The organism is Pseudoxanthomonas sp. JC1303 (genome assembly GCF_058448525.1).
Genome location: NZ_CP185958.1, coordinates 4021795 through 4040972, shown reverse-complemented (window position 1 = coordinate 4040972; position 19178 = coordinate 4021795). Strand labels below are relative to the sequence as shown.

17 protein-coding genes and 2 pseudogenes are annotated in these 19178 nt (G+C 66.6%); 5 read left to right on the top strand and 14 right to left on the bottom strand.

Annotated elements, in window-relative coordinates; genetic code table 11:
* Positions 1-2082 carry a PAS domain-containing sensor histidine kinase gene (locus ACORQU_RS18000; protein ID WP_491642420.1) on the bottom strand — a complete coding sequence of 694 codons (2082 nt, stop codon included), beginning with the start codon at positions 2080-2082 and terminating at the stop codon, positions 1-3.
* 149 nt (positions 2083-2231) lie between these two features.
* Here ACORQU_RS18000 and ACORQU_RS17995 point away from each other — a divergent pair, with 149 nt between their 5' ends.
* Complete coding sequence (locus ACORQU_RS17995; RefSeq protein ID WP_491642419.1) at positions 2232-4676, top strand: putative bifunctional diguanylate cyclase/phosphodiesterase; 2445 nt, start codon at positions 2232-2234, stop codon at positions 4674-4676.
* Positions 4677-5157: 481 nt separating this feature from the next.
* Here the strand turns inward: ACORQU_RS17995 and ACORQU_RS17990 are convergent, their stop codons facing one another.
* The 5 genes from ACORQU_RS17990 to ACORQU_RS17970 form a co-directional block, all read right to left on the bottom strand.
* The gene (locus ACORQU_RS17990) at positions 5158-5394 is read right to left on the bottom strand and encodes a hypothetical protein (RefSeq protein ID WP_491642418.1); all 237 of its coding nucleotides are present in this window, start codon (positions 5392-5394) and stop codon (positions 5158-5160) included.
* Between the two features lie 157 nt (positions 5395-5551).
* Positions 5552-6742 carry a methyl-accepting chemotaxis protein gene (locus ACORQU_RS17985; protein WP_271645767.1) on the bottom strand — a complete coding sequence of 397 codons (1191 nt, stop codon included), beginning with the start codon at positions 6740-6742 and terminating at the stop codon, positions 5552-5554.
* A 174-nt stretch (positions 6743-6916) separates the two neighbouring features.
* Positions 6917-7531, bottom strand: a complete 615-nt coding sequence (gene hflD, locus ACORQU_RS17980) for a high frequency lysogenization protein HflD (protein ID WP_271645768.1) — start codon at positions 7529-7531, stop codon at positions 6917-6919.
* Positions 7528-8649: a tRNA 2-thiouridine(34) synthase MnmA gene (gene mnmA / locus ACORQU_RS17975; RefSeq protein ID WP_491642416.1), complete on the bottom strand. Its 1122-nt coding sequence runs from the start codon at positions 8647-8649 to the stop codon at positions 7528-7530. The genes hflD and mnmA overlap by 4 nt, the downstream gene beginning before the upstream one ends.
* On the bottom strand, positions 8646-9107 hold the full coding sequence (locus ACORQU_RS17970) for an NUDIX hydrolase (protein ID WP_271645770.1): 462 nt from the start codon (positions 9105-9107) through the stop codon (positions 8646-8648). Before ACORQU_RS17970 ends, mnmA begins: the two co-directional genes overlap by 4 nt.
* Before the next feature lie 142 nt (positions 9108-9249).
* Here ACORQU_RS17970 and clpS point away from each other — a divergent pair, with 142 nt between their 5' ends.
* Positions 9250-9570, top strand: a complete 321-nt coding sequence (clpS, locus tag ACORQU_RS17965; protein ID WP_271645771.1) for an ATP-dependent Clp protease adapter ClpS — start codon at positions 9250-9252, stop codon at positions 9568-9570.
* 109 nt (positions 9571-9679) lie between these two features.
* Positions 9680-11965: an ATP-dependent Clp protease ATP-binding subunit ClpA gene (gene clpA / locus ACORQU_RS17960; protein ID WP_491642415.1), complete on the top strand. Its 2286-nt coding sequence runs from the start codon at positions 9680-9682 to the stop codon at positions 11963-11965.
* A 205-nt stretch (positions 11966-12170) separates the two neighbouring features.
* Here clpA and infA read toward each other — a convergent pair whose 3' ends face one another.
* The 4 genes and pseudogenes from infA to ACORQU_RS17940 form a co-directional block, all read right to left on the bottom strand.
* Positions 12171-12389 (bottom strand): translation initiation factor IF-1, encoded by a 219-nt coding sequence (gene infA / locus ACORQU_RS17955; protein ID WP_271645773.1) that lies wholly within the window; start codon positions 12387-12389, stop codon positions 12171-12173.
* A gap of 242 nt (positions 12390-12631) precedes the next feature.
* Positions 12632-12862: pseudogene (locus ACORQU_RS17950) on the bottom strand (hypothetical protein); the annotation flags it as partial.
* A gap of 32 nt (positions 12863-12894) precedes the next feature.
* Positions 12895-12972 (bottom strand): annotated as a pseudogene (locus tag ACORQU_RS17945) (hypothetical protein); the annotation flags it as partial.
* On the bottom strand, positions 12969-13295 hold the full coding sequence (locus ACORQU_RS17940) for a LysR family transcriptional regulator (RefSeq protein ID WP_491642414.1): 327 nt from the start codon (positions 13293-13295) through the stop codon (positions 12969-12971). The pseudogene ACORQU_RS17945 and the gene ACORQU_RS17940, both read right to left, overlap by 4 nt.
* A gap of 218 nt (positions 13296-13513) precedes the next feature.
* On the opposite strand from ACORQU_RS17940, the gene ACORQU_RS17935 reads away from it, so the two are divergent.
* Positions 13514-14011: a lipocalin-like domain-containing protein gene (locus ACORQU_RS17935; protein ID WP_491642413.1), complete on the top strand. Its 498-nt coding sequence runs from the start codon at positions 13514-13516 to the stop codon at positions 14009-14011.
* A 56-nt stretch (positions 14012-14067) separates the two neighbouring features.
* Complete coding sequence (locus ACORQU_RS17930; protein WP_491642412.1) at positions 14068-14682, top strand: SDR family NAD(P)-dependent oxidoreductase; 615 nt, start codon at positions 14068-14070, stop codon at positions 14680-14682.
* 319 nt (positions 14683-15001) lie between these two features.
* On the opposite strand, the gene aat is transcribed toward ACORQU_RS17930, so the two are convergent.
* The 4 genes from aat to ACORQU_RS17910 all read right to left on the bottom strand — a co-directional run bounded on the left by aat (position 15002) and on the right by ACORQU_RS17910 (position 19175).
* Positions 15002-15760: a leucyl/phenylalanyl-tRNA--protein transferase gene (aat, locus tag ACORQU_RS17925; RefSeq protein ID WP_491642410.1), complete on the bottom strand. Its 759-nt coding sequence runs from the start codon at positions 15758-15760 to the stop codon at positions 15002-15004.
* Positions 15757-16884, bottom strand: a complete 1128-nt coding sequence (locus ACORQU_RS17920) for a GNAT family N-acetyltransferase (protein ID WP_491642409.1) — start codon at positions 16882-16884, stop codon at positions 15757-15759. Before ACORQU_RS17920 ends, aat begins: the two co-directional genes overlap by 4 nt.
* Positions 16884-18179: a DUF2254 domain-containing protein gene (locus tag ACORQU_RS17915; protein ID WP_491642408.1), complete on the bottom strand. Its 1296-nt coding sequence runs from the start codon at positions 18177-18179 to the stop codon at positions 16884-16886. Before ACORQU_RS17915 ends, ACORQU_RS17920 begins: the two co-directional genes overlap by 1 nt.
* A gap of 96 nt (positions 18180-18275) precedes the next feature.
* Complete coding sequence (locus tag ACORQU_RS17910) at positions 18276-19175, bottom strand: metallophosphoesterase (RefSeq protein ID WP_491642407.1); 900 nt, start codon at positions 19173-19175, stop codon at positions 18276-18278.
* Positions 19176-19178: the final 3 nt, after the last annotated feature.

Sequence of the window (19178 nt, the reverse complement as noted above, 5' to 3'; positions counted from 1 at the left end):
TCAAGATCCGAGGACATCTGACGAAGCCGACACCATGGCATAAGGCAGGTGGAGCGTCACCCGGGTACCGTTCCCGGGAGCGGAGTCGATGTGCAAGGTGCCGCCGGCGGTCTGTGCGCGTTCGCGCATCACGATCAGGCCCAGCCCGCGTGGTCCGGCCGGGTCGAACCCCTCGCCGTCGTCCACCACCTCCAGGCGCAGCTGCCGGTGTCCGGCAGGCTTGAGACGCAGGGTGACCGAGCCGGCGCGCGCGTGGCGCAGGGCGTTGGTCAGGCTTTCCTGGGCGATGCGGAAGCAGGCCTGTTCGGCCTCTGCATCGGGGCGCTCGGGCAGGGGATCGATGTCCAGCTGCAGCTCCACCTGCGAGGCGCGGAACAGCATGCCGGCCTGCCAGCGCACCGCCGCCTCCAGGCCCAGGGCATCCAGTTGGGGCGGACGCAGCAGCATGGCGAGATTGCGGAGCTTGTCGATGCTCGCGTCGGCGAGCTGGACGATGTGGGCCAGGTCGTCGCGCTGCCTGCCCGGGTCGGTTTCCGCCTGCGCGGCGTGGGCAGAGAGTTTCATGGCGGTGATCGCCTGCCCGACGTCGTCGTGCAGGTCGCGGGAAAGCGCCCGGCGCTCATCCTCCTGCAGGGAAAACAGGCGACGCGCCATAGCCTGGAGTTCGCGGTTGCTCTGCTCCAGCGCATCGCGCATGCGCTCAGGTTCGCTCAGGTCGCGCACGATCAGCAGCCGGCAGTCGCGGCCGCTGTAGCGGACCTCGCCCATCGACAGGCCCGCGTGGAAGACGCTGCCGTCCTGGCGGCGCATGCGCAGGGCCGTGCCGATCCCGACGGTCGTGTCGGGTCGGTGCATCTGGTCGCGGACATGTTCCAGGTCCTGGGCAGGCACCAGGCGCTCCAGCGACTCACCCAGCAGGGTTTCGCTGGAGTACCCGAGCTGCTGGGCGCAGGCGGCATTGGCATAGAGCACGTGCTCGCCATGCAGGATCAGCACGCCGTCGGGCAGCACGCGCACCAGCTCCTTGAACTGCGCTTCGCGCTCGTGCAGCAGGCGACGCGCGTCCTCGCGCTCGGTCACGTCCTGCAGCGTGCCGCGCACCGCCGATCCGCCGTCGGCGTGGGATGCATTGGCGCGCAAGTGCACGGTGAGCGCACGTCCATCGGCGGACTGCAGTGGTACCAGCGCATCCATGCAGACCGGACCGGCGCCACGCAGCGGGGTCAGCAGCGCCTGCAGCTGGGCCGCGCCCTGCGCGTCGCCAGCCGAGAGCAGATCGTCGAACGGATGTCGCCGCAGTTCGTCCGGCGGCGGGCGTCGCCCAAGCATCCGGTAGATCTGCTTTGAGTAAACGCCCAGCCCGGTATCCGGATCGAACTCCCACCAACCCAGTCGGGCGATGTCCTGGGCTTGCTCCAGTCGCGCCAGCGCCTGGTCCCGTCGCGCGCGCGCATCCTGCTCGGCGGTGCGATCGTCGATCACGACCAGCCGCGCATCGCGGCCTCCGCGACGCATAGGCGCATCGCGAACCTCGACCACGCGTTGGCGACCGTCGTGCAGCACGGCCTGGCCGGTTCGCAAGTGCTGGCCCTCCGCGTTCGCGGCGACCGGTGGGGCCACGCCAGACCAAAGGCCGTCCAGCGGCCGGCCCAACAACTGGCTGCGCGCGAGGCCAAAAAAAACGAGCGCCGCGGGGTTGGCGTCGACGATCCGCAGCTCGGGCAGCTCGCAGACCAGCATCGGCCCAGGATTGGTCCGGAACATCCGCCGGTAATCGGTCTTGCTCGCCGTCAACCGACGGTGCGTGCGCGTGATGCGGCGGACGAGGGCGCGCAGCACGATCGAAAGCGCCAGGGTGCTGACCGCCATGAACACCAGGCCGCTGCCCAACTGGATCGCCGTCCAGCGCCCCGGCGCGCCCGTGCCGGCCCCGATCAGCAGCGGGCCGCCGATCGCCCAGGCCAGTCCCAGCGCGCCGTACACGGTGACGATCCGACGCGTCCAGCGCGTGAGCGCGTAGTGGAGCCGGCGTTCAGAGCTGTACGGGCGCGCAGCGTGGGGGGAAGCTGGAGGGGTCGCCATCGTCCGCCCATCCGGGCCCGGCAAGTCACGTGTGGTCGTGATCTTAACGGCAAGCGCCGACGGGCCCAACGGGCTCAACTAAAAGCAGGGGCGGCCGATATGACTTTCGTCCGTCAGCGTCCCAGGCGGTTCAGAAGGAGCACTCCGGCGTGGATCACGGCGTCATTGCAAGCTTGCTGCGGCATCCGGTTGGGTCGGCCTTCGTCCTGTTGGACGTCGAAGGCCGCCCGCTGGCTTCCAACGGCGCGGCCCAGGCCATGGGCCTTCCGGGCGCCATCGAGGCCTACATGGATCTGCTGGCCCAGGCCGGCGGGCCCTCGCTCGCGGCCGGACGCATGGTGCCTTGCGTGTTGCCGGGGCCGCAGGCCGCCTCCCTGGAGGGGTGGCTGAGCGCGGTGCATGACGAGCACGGCCAGATCCTGGCCTATACCTTGAGCGTGCCGGAGGCATCCCCGGGCGCCGGTGCGCCGCCTGCGGTGCCCGCGCGCCTGCAGGCCCAGCTGGGGGAACAGGAAGTCATGCTGCGCGAGGCCCAGCGCATCGCCGGCATGGGCGACTGGTCGTGGGAGCTGAGCAGCGACAAAGTCGTGCTGTCCGGCGAACTGCCGACGGCGCATGGCCTGGCCACCGATCCGATGGGCGGCCGCGGATTCCTGCAACTGCTCACCCGGGCGTCCGCCGCAACGTTGGTCCGCGCGATCAGGCGCATGAAGCAGGAGTCGGTGCCGATTTCACTGGACCTGGAACTGGCCGTGCGGCGGGAAGCGCTCATGCAGGTCCGCGTCTGGGGCCGCCCGGTGCATGCGCCCGACGGACGCCTGTCCCGGATCGTGGGACAGGTCCTCAACATCACCGCCCAGCGCCAGACCGACGCGCTGATCCGCTGGCGCACGGAACTGCTCAATCGCGTCTCGGCCCTGGGCAAGATCGGCGGTTGCGAGATCGAAGTGGACAGCCGTGACCTGCAGTGCACCGAGGAGTGCTACCGCATTCACGGCTTGCGCAAGGAGGCGGTGTCGCTGGACCAGCTGTTGTCGCTGTATACGCACGAGTCGCGGGAGGCCTTCCAGGCCGCGCTGGCCCAGATCGCGCACGGCAGCCTGCCCGAGCAACTGGACCTGTGCTTCCACCGCCCCTCCGGACTGCGGGTCTGGGTCCAGGTCCTGATTGAACTGGACAAGCGCGACGGCCTGCCGCCGCGCTTCGTCGTGCTCTTCCGCGATATCTCGCGCGAGCGCGAGGCGAGCGAACGGATCGATAAGCTGGCCCACTACGACCTGCTCACCGGGCTTCCCAACCGCGCCCTGCTGCGCGAGCAGGCCGAGGACGCCATCCGCGAGGCGGTGGAGCAGGGCAGCACCCTGGCGGTGTTGTTCGTGGACCTGGACGGCTTCAAGAACATCAACGATTCCTATGGCCACGCCACCGGCGACATGCTGCTCAAGCTCGCGGCCGGGCGGATGCACCAGCACCTGCGCACCAGCGACCTGTTCAGCCGCTTCAGCGGCGACGAGTTCGTCATCGTGCTGCGCGACCTGGCCGATCCCGGCGATGCCGGCCATGTGGCCCGCAAGCTGATCGCGGCCCTGGCCGAGCCGCTGGAGTGGGGCGATGGGATGATCAAGCTGAGTGCGAGCATCGGAATCGCCCTGGTCGACGCCAACCACCAGGACTTCGATGGCCTGCTGCGTGCCGCCGACGCGGCGATGTACGCGGCCAAGGAGTCCGGCCGCAACACCTCCCACTATTACAGCCAGGACGTCCTGCTGCGCGCCCAGCGCCGGCGCGAGATCGAGAACGCGCTGCACGGCGCGCTGGAGCGCGAGGAGTTTTCGCTGGTGTACCAGCCGTTGGCCCACACCGCCGGCCAACGCGCCCCGGCGGTCGAAGCGCTGCTGCGATGGCATCGTCCGGGGCACGGGTTCTGCAGCCCCGCCGAATTCATTCCCATCGCCGAGCGCTGCGGTGAAATCGTGCGCATCGGCGATTGGGTGATCAGTGAGGCGTGCCGCCAGGCGGCCGCCTGGGATGCGGCCGGCCTGCGCTTCGACCGCATCTCGGTCAACGTCTCGGCCATGCAGCTGCGCGACCGCGGGTTTGCCGAGCGCGTACTGGCCATCTGTCATGCCCATGGCTGGTCGCCGACCCGGCTGGAGCTGGAGCTCACCGAGTCGGCGCTGATCCGCGACACCGAGGCCCTGCGGCACTGCTTCGATCTCTTCGAAAAGCACGGCGTACCGCTTGCCGTGGACGATTTCGGGACCGGCTTTTCCAACCTGCACTATCTCAACCGGTTCCCCGTGCACCGCCTGAAGATCGACCGCAGCTTCGTGCAGGACATGCTGCACGACCTGGGGACGGCCAAGGTCACCCAGGCCATCATCCAACTGGGGCATGCGCTGGGGATGCAGGTGGTCGCCGAGGGCGTGGAAACCGTGCAGGAAGACGCGCTGCTGCGCGAACAGGGCTGCGACGAGATCCAGGGCTACCTGTACTCGCGGCCGTTGCCGCCGCGGGAGATGTCGATCTTTCTGCGCGGTCGCCAGGACAGCCTGGTGACCGTTGCGCCGACCATGGCCGTCGCCGAGCACTAAGCCACACGCGTCAACATGGTTGCGTCGCCCGAAGAAGCCCGCCCTGCGCGGGCTTCGGCGTTGACGCCGCCGGAGACGGGCTGACCGATTCGCTGGGGTCCGCGCCGCGCGGTATCTCAGCTCGGCTTGGTTGGCTTGTACGTCACCGAGCGAACGCGGGATACCGTGGTCCGTGGTCTTGATCGTCCCATGGGTAGCGGCCAGGCGCGGGTGAGGGTCTGCTCAGTCAGCGCCGCCCGGCGCATTGATGCCAGAACAGGATCCGGTTGTTGCCGGGTTCATCCCAAGGAGGGCGGTGCGCCGATGTCGAACGTCGCGGCCGGCGCCCAGGCGATGCCAACGCCCAGGCGCATCAGCCGCGTGCGCTTCACGATCAGCGGGACAGCTGTGCGCAACCCGCCGGAGTCAGTCGTTCTGGACATCCGCCGGCCAGGCGTGACGGGCTTCAATCCGTTCCAGGCCTTCAATCGGCTCGGTTGCCTTATTGGCTGTCCGTGGTCGCGACACCCAGCGCCTGCAGGGCATGGCCATCCAGGCCCAGATCCCACGCCAGGGAGGCGAGGACCGGGTCGAGCTTGGCCGGTGGCGGCGTGCTTGCGGTGGCCTGGGCGCGTAGCTGGCCCAGTTCCGCGCGGGCCAGGGCCTCGAGCCGCTGCAGGGCCGGGGCGTCATCGGAAGGCACGGATTCGTTGGGCTGGCGGGTGAAGGCTTGGATCATGGGAGGCGATGGCCGAAACCAGTGCGCAGAGGGGAGAGGTCAGGGACGACGGGGGTCGGCGCCATCAGCATTGCTGCCGGTCAACGGACGAACGACCCGGCCAGGCGCAGGGCCGGACAGGGTCGCTCGATGCCGCGGATCTTGCGTGGGCGCTGGCTCAGAACAACTCCACCGTGCCCGCGCCCATGTCCTGCTGTGCAACCGGCTTGTGCGGCGGACGCTCCCACTCCACGCGCATCTCGCGCAAGCGGGTCCCCACCCGCTGCAGTGCCGCGATCAGTTCGCCGTCGAACACCCCGCCACTGCGATGCAGCAGTTCCTGCAGGCCGACCGCCTCGCGGTTGATCGCGGTCAGGCGGTCCAGGTGGGTGTGGACGCCGCCCAGGGCCTGGGTGGCAATGTCCTCGAACTGCAAGGCGCGCACGGCTTCGGCGACGCTGCTGTCGATCGAGCGGCCGCACTCGGAGATCTCGCGCACGCCTTCGCCCAGGGAGCGGTTGATCGCCGCGACGTTGTCCAGCATCGCCGCTGCCTCGTGACGCGCTTCACGTGAACGGTCCATGTCACGCGAGGCCATGTTGGAGACCGTCTCGCGGACCTTGGCAATGGCGTCCTTGGAGCTGTGCGCGAGTTTGCGGATCTGCTCGTTGAAGCTGGTCGAGCGCTCGGACAGGTTGCGGACCTCGTCGGCCACCACCGCGAAGCCGCGTCCGGCTTCACCGGCGCGCGCCGCTTCGATCGCCGCGTTCAGCGCCAGCAGGTTGGTCTGATCGGCGATCGACTTGACGTCCTCCAGCAGGGCGAAGATGCCGTCCAGGTGCTGGGCCATCTCGTCGATATGCTGGACCGTGGTGCTGCTCTGGCCGCTGACCTGCTCCAGCGCCTCGACCAGTTGTTCCATGCGCGAACTGGCATGTTGGGCGAAGCGGGCCACGTCGATGCCCGACCCGCCTTCCTCGCCGGTCCGGTCCACGATGCGGGCCAGCGCCTGGCTCTGCTGGCGCGACTTGCGGTTCATGGCCTCGAAGCTACCGCCCAGCCCGGACACCGCCTGGCGGATCAGTTCACGGGCACGCTCGATCTCGCTACGCGAGCCGTCGATCTCGTTGCTGACGAAGCTGCGCAGGTCCGAGAGCAACTGGTCCTGCTCGCGCATCGCCTTGCTTTGCTCCGGGGAGCGGCGTGAGTGGCTGTAGGTCACCCAGCCGGCATAGCCCAGCCAGCTCAGCGTCATGGTGGTGAGGATCGCCCAGCGCATGGCGGCGGGCCAATCCAGCGCCGTGGCCAGGGGGAAGAGCAGCGTCAGGACCAGCGGAGCGGCCAGACGGATGAGGAGGCGTGAGTACATGGTCGTTCTCGGCAGAGTCACGATTGCTGTATCGGCCGCCCCCCCCGGGTCTTTAGTCGGCCGGGTGCATCTGCGACGCCGTTCGCACCGCGTTCCAGCGCACTGGGGCGTGCGCTGGAGATGACGAAATTGAAAGGCGCGCTGCGCGATCCGCCGCCTGGTGCGTTGCGCGGCTTACGCCCCCAGCCAGCTGCGTGCGGCCTGGACCATGGCCTTGCGCGAGAACACGAAGTCCCAAAGGCTGCCGCCCAGCTGACGCCACAGCACCGCGGCGCGCACGGCCGCCAGCAGGATCGCGCGGATCTCCGAGACCACGCCAGGTTGGCCCAGGTAGTGCGGGTTTCCCTGGATCATCACCCGCGGCCGCAGGTGGCTGATCGTGTCCGAGTAGAGCGTGCCCAGGGCCGTCAGGACATCCGGATGGGTACTGCCGCGCTCGGCGGCCTGGGGGGCGATTTCCTCCAGGCCACCGCTCACAGCGCGGACCGTGTCGGTTTCCCGGACGAAGCGGCGTTCGACCTGCAGCACCGAGAGCGCCAGGCGGGGCAGGGACGCGTCCTTGTTCTGGCCTTCGAAGTAATCACGCAGCAGGCGCAGCCCCGGCGCCAGGGACGAGGCACGGGCGTAGACGGCCTCCGTGGAAGCGGCATCGACACGGAACACACTGTCCAGCACCGCGCTGGCAGCACCGTCCTCGGACTGCCCGGTTTCGGCGATCCGACGCACCTGTGCCAGCGATTGGGCCAGGGCGGCCAACGCGAGCACGCGCTCATTCAGTGGCGCGCTCATGCCGCCTGCTCCCGCAGGCGCAATTCCAGTGGCGCGTTGGTCGAGGCGATCACCGCCCCGCCCAGGCAATCCTGTCCGTCGTACAGCACCACCGATTGCCCGGGGGTGACCGCGCGTTGTGGGCGTGCAAATTCGATATCCAGTGTTCCGTCCTCAAGTACATGCACCGTGCAGGGCTCTGCGGCCTGCCGGTAGCGGGTCTGCGCACTGCAGTCGATGCGGGCGGCGGGCGCGGCGCCGGCGACCCAATGCATCGATTCACTGCGCAGGCGGGTGGAGTGCAGATAGGGACTGGCGGTGTCCTGATCGACATAGAGCACATTGCCGGTCACGTCCTTACCCACGACATACCAGGGCGCCGCGGCACGCCCGCGGACGCCGCCGATGTTCAGCCCCTCGCGCTGCCCCAGGGTAAAGAAGAACACGCCGGGATGCTGGCCGATGACCGCGCCATCCGGGTCGCGCATCTCCCCGGTCTTGGCTGGCAGGTACTGGCCGAGGAACTGGCGGAAATCGCGCTCGCCGATGAAGCAGATGCCGGTCGAATCCTTCTTGTCGTGGACCGGCAGCCCAGCCTGGCGTGCGATTCCGCGCAGATCCGGCTTGTGCAGGTGGCCGATCGGAAACAGGGTCGCGGCCAGCTGCTCTTGCCCGAGCTGATGCAGGAAGTAGCTCTGGTCCTTGGCCGTGTCCACCCCGCGCAGCAGGTGCCAGCGGCGTCCCCGCTGCTCGACCCGGGCGTAGTGGCCGGTGGCGATCTTCTCGGCGCCCAGTTCACGGGCCGCGTCGATGAAATGCTTGAACTTGACCTCGCGGTTACACAGCACGTCCGGGTTGGGCGTGCGCCCAGCGGCGTATTCCGCCAGGAAATGCGCGAACACCCCATCCCAGTATTCCTGCGAGAAATCGCGAAAGTGGAAGGGCAAGCCCAGCCGCCCGCAAACCGCCACCGCGTCGCGCCGGTCGTCTTCGGCGCGGCAATCGCCTCTGCCGTCGTCGGACCAGTTCTGCATGAACAGCCCGGCGGCCGGAACCCCCGAGCGGACCAGTTCCAGCGCGGCCACCGACGAGTCGACCCCGCCGGACACACCGACCACCACGCGCGGGGCGGTGCTCATGCCAGCTGCGCCACCGCGGACAGCGGCAAGCGGCGTCCGGCCAGGTAATCGGCGGCCACCCGCCACACCAGCGGACTGCGATGTCGCGCCTGCGCCTGGCGCAGTTCGTCCGGCGTCATCCACAGTGCCCGGACGATGCCCTCGTCGAGCGCGCGCGCCGCGTCGTGGGAGACCGGCTCGCCTGCGAAAGCAAAGCGCAGGTAGTGCCGGCCGGTTTCGGCCTTCCACTGGTAGGCGCCTACGAAATGGGTCAGGCGCACCGTCCAGCCGCTTTCCTCGAGCGTCTCCCGCAAGGCGGCGTCCTGCAGGCTCTCGTCTGGCTCGAGGTGGCCGGCTGGCTGGTTCAGGACCAGTCGTCCCTCGGCGTGCTCCTCGACCAGCAGCAGGCGCCCGTCGCGCACCACGATGGTCGCCACCGTGGTATCGGGCTGCCAAAAACGGTCATCCGGGAAGCTCATCGTGATCCATTCCTTGTCGACATTGGCCCGATATTGGGACAGTCGCAGGTGAAATCATCCTGGCGGTGAAACGGGCGGGCAGGGCACATCGTGCAAATTGTGCGTGCGCGGACGCAGCCCGTCCATTCCGTATAATTGCCGCATGCCCCGCACTCCCGAACACGAGCAAGACCACGGCGTCCTGGTGGAAACCGGAAAGCCGGAGGTCACCCCGCCGCCCCTGTATCAGGTCCTGCTGCTCAACGACGACTACACACCGATGGATTTCGTGATCACGGTGCTGCAGCAGTTCTTCAACATGGACCTGGAGAAGGCCACCCAGGTGATGCTGCACGTCCACACCCGCGGACGCGGCGTGTGCGGCGTCTACACACGCGAAGTGGCAGAGTCGAAGGTGGCCCAGGTCAACGAGTATTCGAGGATGAGTCAGCATCCTTTGCTGTGCACGATGGAACAGTCCTGAGCCAGCCGCCCGTATCGCGCAACCCGCGCTGAATAGGTCAGCGCAAGGCAGTTGTGGAAATTCCCGCTACAGGCCGCATATTGTTGGCAACAGCAGTTGGGAGCGACCCATGTTCAGCAAAGATCTCGAGCAGACGATCGGCCAGTGCTACAAGCGTGCCCGCGAGGCGCGGCACGAATTCATGACGGTCGAACACTTGCTGCTCGCCCTCCTCGACAACCCGTCGGCCCAGGCGGTCCTCAAGGCCACCGGCGCCGACACCGGGCGTTTGCGCCTGGATCTGGACCAGGCGGTCGAGGCCTCGGTCTCGCGCCTGGCCGAGGACGATGGACGCGACACCCAGCCCACGCTGGGCTTCCAGCGCGTGCTGCAGCGGGCCGTCTACCACGTCCAGTCCTCCGGCAAGAAGGAAGTCACCGGAGCCAATGTGCTGGTGGCGATCTTCGGCGAGAAGGACTCGCACGCCGTGTACTTCCTCAACCAGCAGGACGTCACCCGCCTGGACATCGTCAACTACCTCTCCCACGGCATTGCCCGGCAGGGCGAGGGCGAGACGCAGGGATCGGCCGAACCCGGCGAGGGCAAGGCAGAAGGCGGCGAAAGCGAAGCCAAGGGCGACGCGTTGGCTGAATATGCCAGCAACCTCAACGACGCGGCCCGGAACGGCAGGATCGATCCGCTGGTCGGGCGTGGTGAGGAAATCGAGCGCACCATCCAGGTCCTGTGCCGCCGCCGCAAGAACAATCCGCTCTACGTCGGCGAGGCCGGCGTGGGCAAGACGGCCCTGGCCGAAGGTCTGGCCAAGCGCATCGTCGACGGCGAGGTGCCCGAGGTCCTTGAGGACGCGGTCATTTATTCGTTGGATCTGGGTGCGCTGGTGGCCGGGACCAAGTACCGCGGAGACTTCGAGAAGCGCCTGAAGGCCGTGCTCGGCGCGTTGAAGAAGGTGCCCAATGCGGTGCTGTTCATCGACGAGATCCACACGATCATCGGCGCCGGATCGGCCTCGGGCGGCACCATGGATGCCTCCAATCTGATCAAGCCGGCCCTGGCGTCGGGCGAGCTGCGCTGCATCGGGTCGACCACCTTCCAGGAATATCGCGGCATCTTCGAAAAGGACCGCGCCCTGGCGCGCCGTTTCCAGAAGATCGACGTGGTCGAGCCGACCATCAGCGAGACCTACGAGATTTTGCTGGGCCTGAAGGCCAAGTACGAGTCGCACCACAACGTCAGCTACGCCGACGAGGCGCTGCAGGCCGCGGTGGACCTGTCGGTCAAGCACATCGGGGACCGCTTGCTGCCGGACAAGGCGATCGACGTGATCGACGAAGCCGGTGCCCGACAGCGCCTGCTGCCTGAAGAGCAGCGCAAGACCCTGATCGACGTGGAAGAGATCGAGACCATCGTGGCCAAGATGGCGCGCATCCCGGCCAAGCAGGTCAGTGCGACCGACAAGGACGTGCTGCAGCATCTGGATCGCAACCTGAAGATGGTCATCTTCGGCCAGGATCCGGCGATCGATTCGCTGGCGTCGGCCATCAAGCTGGCGCGCAGCGGCCTGGGCAATCCGGACAAGCCGATCGGCAACTTCCTGTTCGCGGGCCCGACCGGGGTGGGCAAGACCGAGGTGACCCGCCAGCTGGCCATGCAACTGGGCATCGAGCTGGTGCGCTTCGACATGTCCGAGTACATGGAGCCGCATTCGATCAGCCGCCTGATCGGTGCGCCTCCGGGCTACGTCGGATTCGACCAGGGCGGTTTGCTGACCGAAAAGATCGTCAAGACGCCGCACTGCGTGCTGCTGCTGGACGAGGTGGAGAAGGCCCATCCGGACATCTTCAACATCCTGCTGCAGGTCATGGACCGCGGCGTGCTGACCGACACCAACGGGCGCGAGGCCAACTTCAAGAACGTGATCCTGGTGATGACGACCAATGCGGGTGCGGCGCAGGCCTCGCGTCGGTCGATCGGCTTCACCAAGCAGGATCACTCCACCGATGCGATGGAAGTCATCCGCCGAGGCTTCACCCCGGAATTCCGCAATCGCCTGGATGCGATCGTGCAGTTCCAGGCACTGGGCTTCGACCACATCCTGCGCGTGGTCGACAAGTTCATGATCGAACTGGAGATGCTGCTGCACGAAAAGCACGTCACCCTGTCGGCTACGCCCGAGGCGCGCGACTGGCTGGCCCAGCATGGTTTTGATCCGCAGATGGGTGCCCGCCCGATGGCCCGCGTGATCCAGGACAAGATCAAGCGTCCGCTGGCCGACGAGCTGCTGTTCGGCAAGCTAGTGGAGGGTGGCAAGGTCAGCATCGACGTCAAGGACGACGAGCTCGTCGTCACCGCCCAGCCCGAGCCCGAGCGACTGCTGCCGGCGACCGTAGAGGACTGATCTTCGGTCCATCTGGCGCCGGCGATTGGCCAAAGCCAATTGAAGAAGAAGGGAAGGCGGCCTTGCGTCGCCTTCCTCGTTTTCCAGGCTGACAGGCGGATCCGTGCGCCGTCGTTTGGAGATGTGCCAGGGTCGCGCTCCCGAACGTAACGCAAAAAGGCAGCCTCTCGGCTGCCTCTGCGGTCGGCGCTGCAAGCGCGGCCCGTTATTTCATGCGGTAGGTGATGCGGCCCTTGGTCAGGTCGTAGGGCGTCATTTCGACTTTCACCCGGTCACCGGTCAGGATGCGGATGTAGTTCTTGCGCATGCGGCCGGAGATATGGGCGATGATCTCGTGGCCGTTTTCCAGGCGCACGCGGAACATGGTGTTGGGCAGCGTCTCGGTGACGGCGCCTTCGAATTCGATTGAATCGTCTTTCGACATGGATGCCTGCTGAGAGTGCGGGCGGACCGGGCGGGCCCGCGAAGCCAGTCATTATAACCTGAAGCTGGTGTCACCGCAAAAAATGCGTTAAGCCTCGCCCAGTGCGGCGGCCGGCAGATGACCCACCGACGTGGGTCCAGGGGCCGGCCGATCCGGCTTTCCTGCTTCACCAAGTCTGCGATCTTGGGCAGGAAGCGGTCTCGTGGCATCGGCTCGGCGCCCATGCGGGTCAGGTGGTCGTTGGCGACCTGGGCATCGATCAGCGGCCAGCCCCAGCCACGCAGCACGTGGGACAGGCCCGCGAGGGCGGCTTTCGAACCTCCCGAGCATGCCGAGAACATGCTCTCCCCAAAAAACATGCGACCGATCGCCACGCCGTAGATGCCGCCAACGAGCGTGCCGGTGTCATCCCAGACCTCCAGCGAATGCGCGTGTCCGAGACCATGTCCTGCGGAATCGTCTCCATCAGGCACACGCCTGCATCGAACCCCTGTTCCACGACATCGACGAGACGTCCTTTCGAAACCAGATGGAGCTCGACGTCGGGATAGCGATCCAGGAACGGAGGCACGACGTGTCTCAGGAGGATACGGGCACCACTCTTGTTGGCATTGATCCGCAGCGTGCCGGTCGGCGTGCCGCGCTCCTCGGAGAGGATATCGAGCGCCTGATCGAGATCCTGAAGAACCGGGGGAGCCGAGCGAGCATCCGGGCGCCAGCCTGGGTCAGTGACACGCGGCGTGTCGTCCGGTCGAAAAGCCGGATGCCCAGTTTGCCCTCGAGTCCGATGATCGTGTGGCTGAGCGCGGAGCGCGAGACACCCATGACGTCTGCCGCCCTGCGAAAGCTGAGGTGACTGGCCACTGCCGTGAAGGCGGCCAGGTCATTCAGGCTGGGACGCACCATTCGTGATTATTCCTCACCACCTCATCCCATATTGAAGATCTTATAACACCAACCCCCGTGATTTACATTCGCAGACTTGCAAACGGGTAATCGCCTGAAGAAAACATGGTTCATCACCGGCAGGCACTCGAGGCGCAGTGGGAGGTCGCCCATTCCACCGACCGCCAGGCTCCGTGAAATCGCAGCAACCTAGACACCAGGAACAGAGGAAAAAAAACATGTCTATTCGTCCCGTCATGCTGGCGCTCGCTCTCGGCACCTTGCCCTCATTCGCCTTCGCACAGACCAGCGCTGAAAATCAGGTGCTGGGCACATGGAAAATGGTATCGGCGACGATCGACCCTGCCGGAAAGAATATTCCCGCCTATGGAGAAAAACCCAACAGTCTCCTCGTCTTTACGCCCGATATGCACTTCGTGGAGGTACTTACCGACGCCGACACGCCTCGTTTTGTGTCCAATGCGCGCGGTGAGGGGACGGATAAAGAGAACCGCATGGCGATGTCACGCAGTATCGGATTCTTCGGCACCTATACTGTCGACAGTAATGGAGAATTTAGCGGAAACCGTGTCTTGGGTTCGACATTCCCAAATTGGGTCGGCAGCGTGCGGACCCGTGACGATCTGACGCTTACTGTTGATGGTGACCGCATGTCCGAGAGATTTCGGCGGCCCGAGGGCACCGAGATCCAGATCGAATGGCGACGCGTCAAATAAGGTGAGAGGCCGCAGGACTGCGGACGGCAAGGCCCCCTTCATCGAGTTGAACAATCATGCAGCACATCCAGAAGCCTTTGGCAAAGGTCATCCTCATCACAGGCGCTGGACGCGGCATCGGCGCTGCGCTCGCTGTCGCGGCTGCGTCCGAGGGGCACTATGTCGCTGTAAATTATCGCTCTCAGAGCGCCGAAGTCGATCAGTTGGTGTCTTGCTTGAATGACGGCATCGGTATTCGGGCGGATGTCAGCATCGCCGAGGATGCTCAGCGGCTTATTAATGAAACGCTCGCGCACTTCGGTCGCATCGACTGCGTGATCAACAACGCGGGCATCGGCGAATTATGCCCGATCGACCGTCTCGATCTCGCGCATTTCCAGAAGACGCTTCATGCAAACTTGACGAGCGCTTTTCTTGTCTCGCAAGCGGCATGGCCTCACATGACGCGAGACGGTGGCCGGCTTATCTTCATGTCGTCCGCCGCCGCCCGCACCGGCGGGGGACTTTCAGCCGCCTATGCCGCTTCGAAAGGCGGTGTCGAGAGCCTGATGCATGCCTATGCCACTGCACTGCGCCCGCACCGAATCACCGCCAACGCCATAGCCCCCGCGTTGATCGAAAGCAGAATGGCCAAAGCGATTGCTTCAGGTCCACCGAGAACCTTCCACTAGGGCGTATGGGTCGCCCTGAAGAACTCTGGCCGGCGACACGGATGATCATCGAGACCGAATATCTAACAGGCCAAGCCATTCATGTAGATGCCGGCAAATACATGACCTGAATGCGTGGCGAACGGGCCGCCAGCGATCCAAGAAGGATAAATCACATTTATCCAGGAAGAACGGTTATGCATGCGCATCACTTCTATGAGTCAAGCAAAGGGCATGGCCTTCAACATGACCCATTGAATTCGATCGTCGCGCCACGCCCGATTGGCTGGATCAGCACCCTAAGCGAGGACGGGAAAGCGAACCTGGCTCCATACGGCTGTTAAGCCACGCACAGTGTGGCGGCTGGCAGATGACCCACCGACGTGGTCCAGGGGCCGATCCGGCCCTCCTGCTTCACCAAGTCTGCGATCTTGCGCAGGAAGCGGTCCCGTGGCATCGGCTCGGCGCCCATGCGGGTCAGGTGGTCGTTGGCGACCTGGGCATCGATCAGCGGCCAGCCCCAGCCCCGCAGCACGTGGGACAGCCCGGCGAGGGCGGCTTTCGAACCTCCCGAGCATGCCGAGAACATGCTCTCCCCGAAAAACATGCGGCCGATGGCGACGCCGTAGATGCCACCGACGAGCGTGCCGGTGTCATCCCAGACCTCCAGCGAATGCGCGTGTCCGAGCCGGTGCAGTTGCCCGTAGGCCTGCCCCATGTCCGCGGTGATCCATGTGCCGTCCTGGCCGGGACGCGACGCGGTGGCGCAGGCCTGGAGCACCTGGTCGAACGCGGTATCGGCACGCAGGACCCAGGCACTGCCGCGCAGCTGGCGGCGGAATCGGGAAGACAGGCGAACGCGGCCGGTGGCAAAGACCGTGCGCGGGTCCGGGGACCACCACAACGGCGGCTGGCCGTCCGAGAACCAGGGAAAGATGCCAGCTCGATAGGCTTTGAGCAGGCGCGGTGGTGACAGGTCACCGCCCACGGCCAGCAGGCCGTTGGGTTCCCTGAGCGCCAGGGAGGCGTCGGGAAAGGGGGCGTCCTGCGCGGGAGCGAGCAGGAAGGGCAGGGGTCGGGGCGCCACGGGGCCGGTCACGCCGACGTCGAGCGGAACGGGGAGCGCTGCGCGAGGATCAGCGCGTGCTCACGCACCGAGGCGTCCTCCTCGGCGCACCAGCGTGCCAGTGCCTCGCGAAAGGCCTCATCGCCGATCCAGTGGCGGCTGCGCACGAAGGTCGGCAAGAAGCCCCGCGCGATCTTGTGCACGCCCTGGGCGCCTGGCTCGAAGTGGGTCAGACCCTCGCGCAGGCAGTAGTCGATCCCCTGGTAGTAGCAGGTCTCGAAGTGCAGTCCGGCCAGGGTGGCGTCCGCGCCCCAGTAGCGGCCATAGAGGCTGTCCCCACCGCGCAGGCAGAGGGCGCCGGCAACCGGGCGCCCTTCGTATTCGGCCAGAAAGATCACCAGCGCACGCGGCATGCGCAGGGCCAGGGCCTGCAGGAACTCCAGGGTCAGCGCAGGCGAATTGCCGTACTCGTGGAAGGTCTGCAGGTAGAAGCCATACATCGCCTCCAGGTCGTCATCGCTGGCCTCGTCGCCGTGGACCACCCGGAAGCGCACGCCGGCGCGCGCCACCTTGGCCCGTTCCTGGCGGATGTTCTTGCGATGCTTGTGGTCCATTGCGGCCAGGAAGTCATCGAAGGTCCGCCAGCCGGCCGTATTGCGCCACTGGTACTGCACGTCGGTACGCGCCAGCCAGTCGGCGCCGAACACGGCGTCCTCGGCCTCGGTATGGAAGTTCACGTGCGCCGAGGACAGTCCATGGCGCCCGACATGCGCCTGCATGGCCAGCAGCAGCGCCTGGCGCAGCGCAGGGGTGGGTGCGAGCAGGCGTGGTCCGGTCACTGGCGAGTAGGGCACCGCGCACAGCCACTTGGGGAAGTAGTCCTGGCCATAGCGCGCATAGGCATGGGCCCAGGCATGGTCGAACACGAACTCACCATGCGAATTGGTCTTGAGGTAGCCCGGTGCGGCGGCCACCAGCCGATCGTCTTCCCACAGGGTCAGGTGCTGCGGTGTCCAACCCCAATCAGTCCGCAGGCACCCTGTCTGCTCCAGGCCTGACAGGAAAGCGTGGTGGAGGAAGGGGTTGCTGCCATCGTGCAGCGCATCCCACTGTGTCGCTTCAAGCCCGTCCAGCGCGCGGATCCAGCGTGCTTCCATCAAGACCGCTCCGGCGCCGATGGCGCATGCGCCCCAGGCTCCACGCCGTTCTCCCGTGCCGCGACCTCCTGCAGGCGCGTGCGGTCCGGCGCAAAGTCCATGTGCTGCAGCGCCCGGTCCAGGGACAGGCCGGCATGGAGATGCGCCGACCGGCGCATGGGGGCGTAACCAGAGGCCGCCAGCGCCGCATAGGCCTTCTGCAGGCGAACCTGGACTTCGAGCGAGGTGGCCGCCTCACGTGAGATCAGTGGAAACACGTCGTCGAACATGTCGGTTTCGTCCAAGGGGGCGACGTGGACGCGGGGGTACTTCACCTCCGGCATCTCGCCCTGTGCGCACTTGCCTGCCCAGCCGGATAGCAGCCGCACGCAGGTGCCGACCACGTCGATGCAGGTGCCGGGGTCGTTGATCGCCGGGGACATCGCCCGCAGCGCGATCTCGGTCAGCACCACCAGGCCGTAGCGTGGATCGTTCTCGATCGTGCGTGCGTCGGCCAGGCTGATGGCGGCACGCAGCTGCTCGGTGAGCTCCTGATCGGGCTGGCCTTGGATATGGAGCAGCGGACGGTCCGGGGTGGCGAAAGTGCCGGGCTGGCAGGCCACGTGCACCGTGAGGTCGTGTTCTTCGGCCAGGGCGTGCAGTCGCGTGGTATCGATGTGCTCGACATAGCCGACCTGGCGCGCGCCGATCGGCTGGGTGTCGGCGGGAAGGGGATCGAGGCAATGCATGCCGCCCAGCAGCGGGTCCTCCGCACGCCGCTGCATCGCTGCCCGCGTGGCGCGCTCGACCAAGTCCACGGTTTCGCCCATGCGCCCGAAGCGCGAAAGCTGCTCGATCGAGCGCAGCAGGGTGACGGTGATCAGCACGATCACCGCGATGGTGGCGCCGAACAGCACCAGCCGCCCACTGTCGCCGTAGATGCCCGTGCTGAGCGCGATCAGGCCGACGATGGAAAACAGGAAGGCGCCGATGAAGGTGGCCAGCGCCCCTTGCGCGCGCGTGTCCTCAATCAGCAGGCGCGCGGCGCGCGGCGTGGCACTGCTGGAGGCCGAGCCGTAGGCCGAGACCATGGTGGACAGGGAGAAGGTGGTCACCGTCAGCATCGAGGCGGCCAGGATGCCCAGGATGTTGCCGACCGAATCCGCGCCGATCTTGCCGGCCAGGCCGACGGGCAGCAGGAACTTCACGAAGGCACCGGCCAGCGCGGTCACCACGCCAAGCGCCCCGTAGAGCGTGGCGCGGAACCACATCCTGCGCGTGATCCTGGCCCAGGCCAGCTTCCACTTGGACATCATCGGGGCAGGGTGGACCAGCAGCGGAGACAGCCCACAGTATGCCCAGCCTCATCGCGAGCGGGGTGTAGAAGGTGGTGCTGCACGGAGTGGAAACGTCTAGGGGCGCAGTTCGAGCAGGTCGATCACGGGAGGATCGAACAACCGCACCGGCAAGCCGCTCTCGCCCAGGCCGGAGGTCGTGTAGACGCGGATGCGTCCACGCGGGCCCGCATACCATTGCTCGCCCCGATCGAAGCCATGGCGCACCGGGAGCACCTGCCTGTACAGCCACGGGATCCGCAGTTGACCCCCGTGCGTATGTCCGGCCAGGAGCAACAGGTGTTCACGCGGCCGCAGGCGATCGGCGCTGTCCGGGTTGTGCGCAAGGACCAGCAGGGGCCGGCTGGACGGGATCCGGGCGAGAAACCCGGCGCCGTCCTTGCCAGCCCAGCGATCTCCCAGTCCGGCAAGCGCGAACCCGCGGACCTGCGTCGTGCGTCCTTCGATCACCGTGACGCCCTGCGCGCGCAGGGCCGCACGCAAGGCTAAGTCGATCTCCGGACCGGGCTTTTGCTCATCGTGATTGCCCAGGACCGCGTAGGTCGGGGGCTTGAGGGCGGCCAGTGGCGCGAACAGGGTATCGAGCGACTGCCCCTGCGGTTCGTAGGTTAGATCGCCGGCGATCAACACTGCGTCGGCCTGCAGGGGATTGATCCGCGCCACGACGCGCCGCAGGAAGTCGGCGCCCTTGAACATGCCCAGGTGCGGATCGGCGATCAGCACGATGCGTCCCGTGCCGCCGGTGCCGTGCAGCACAGTGTGACGAACCACGATCAGGTTGGGCTCGGCAAACCGTGCCCACAGGAACAGCAGCGTGGCGGCGCATAGCCCTGCCAGCGCGACGCGCGTCTTGCGCTGCCTGCATCGCCACAGGCCGATGAGCAGCAGGGCGGCGGCCGGCCAGGCCAGCCAGCCGCCGTGGAGCACGGCCGCGCGCAGGACGTCGTGGGAATCCATTCC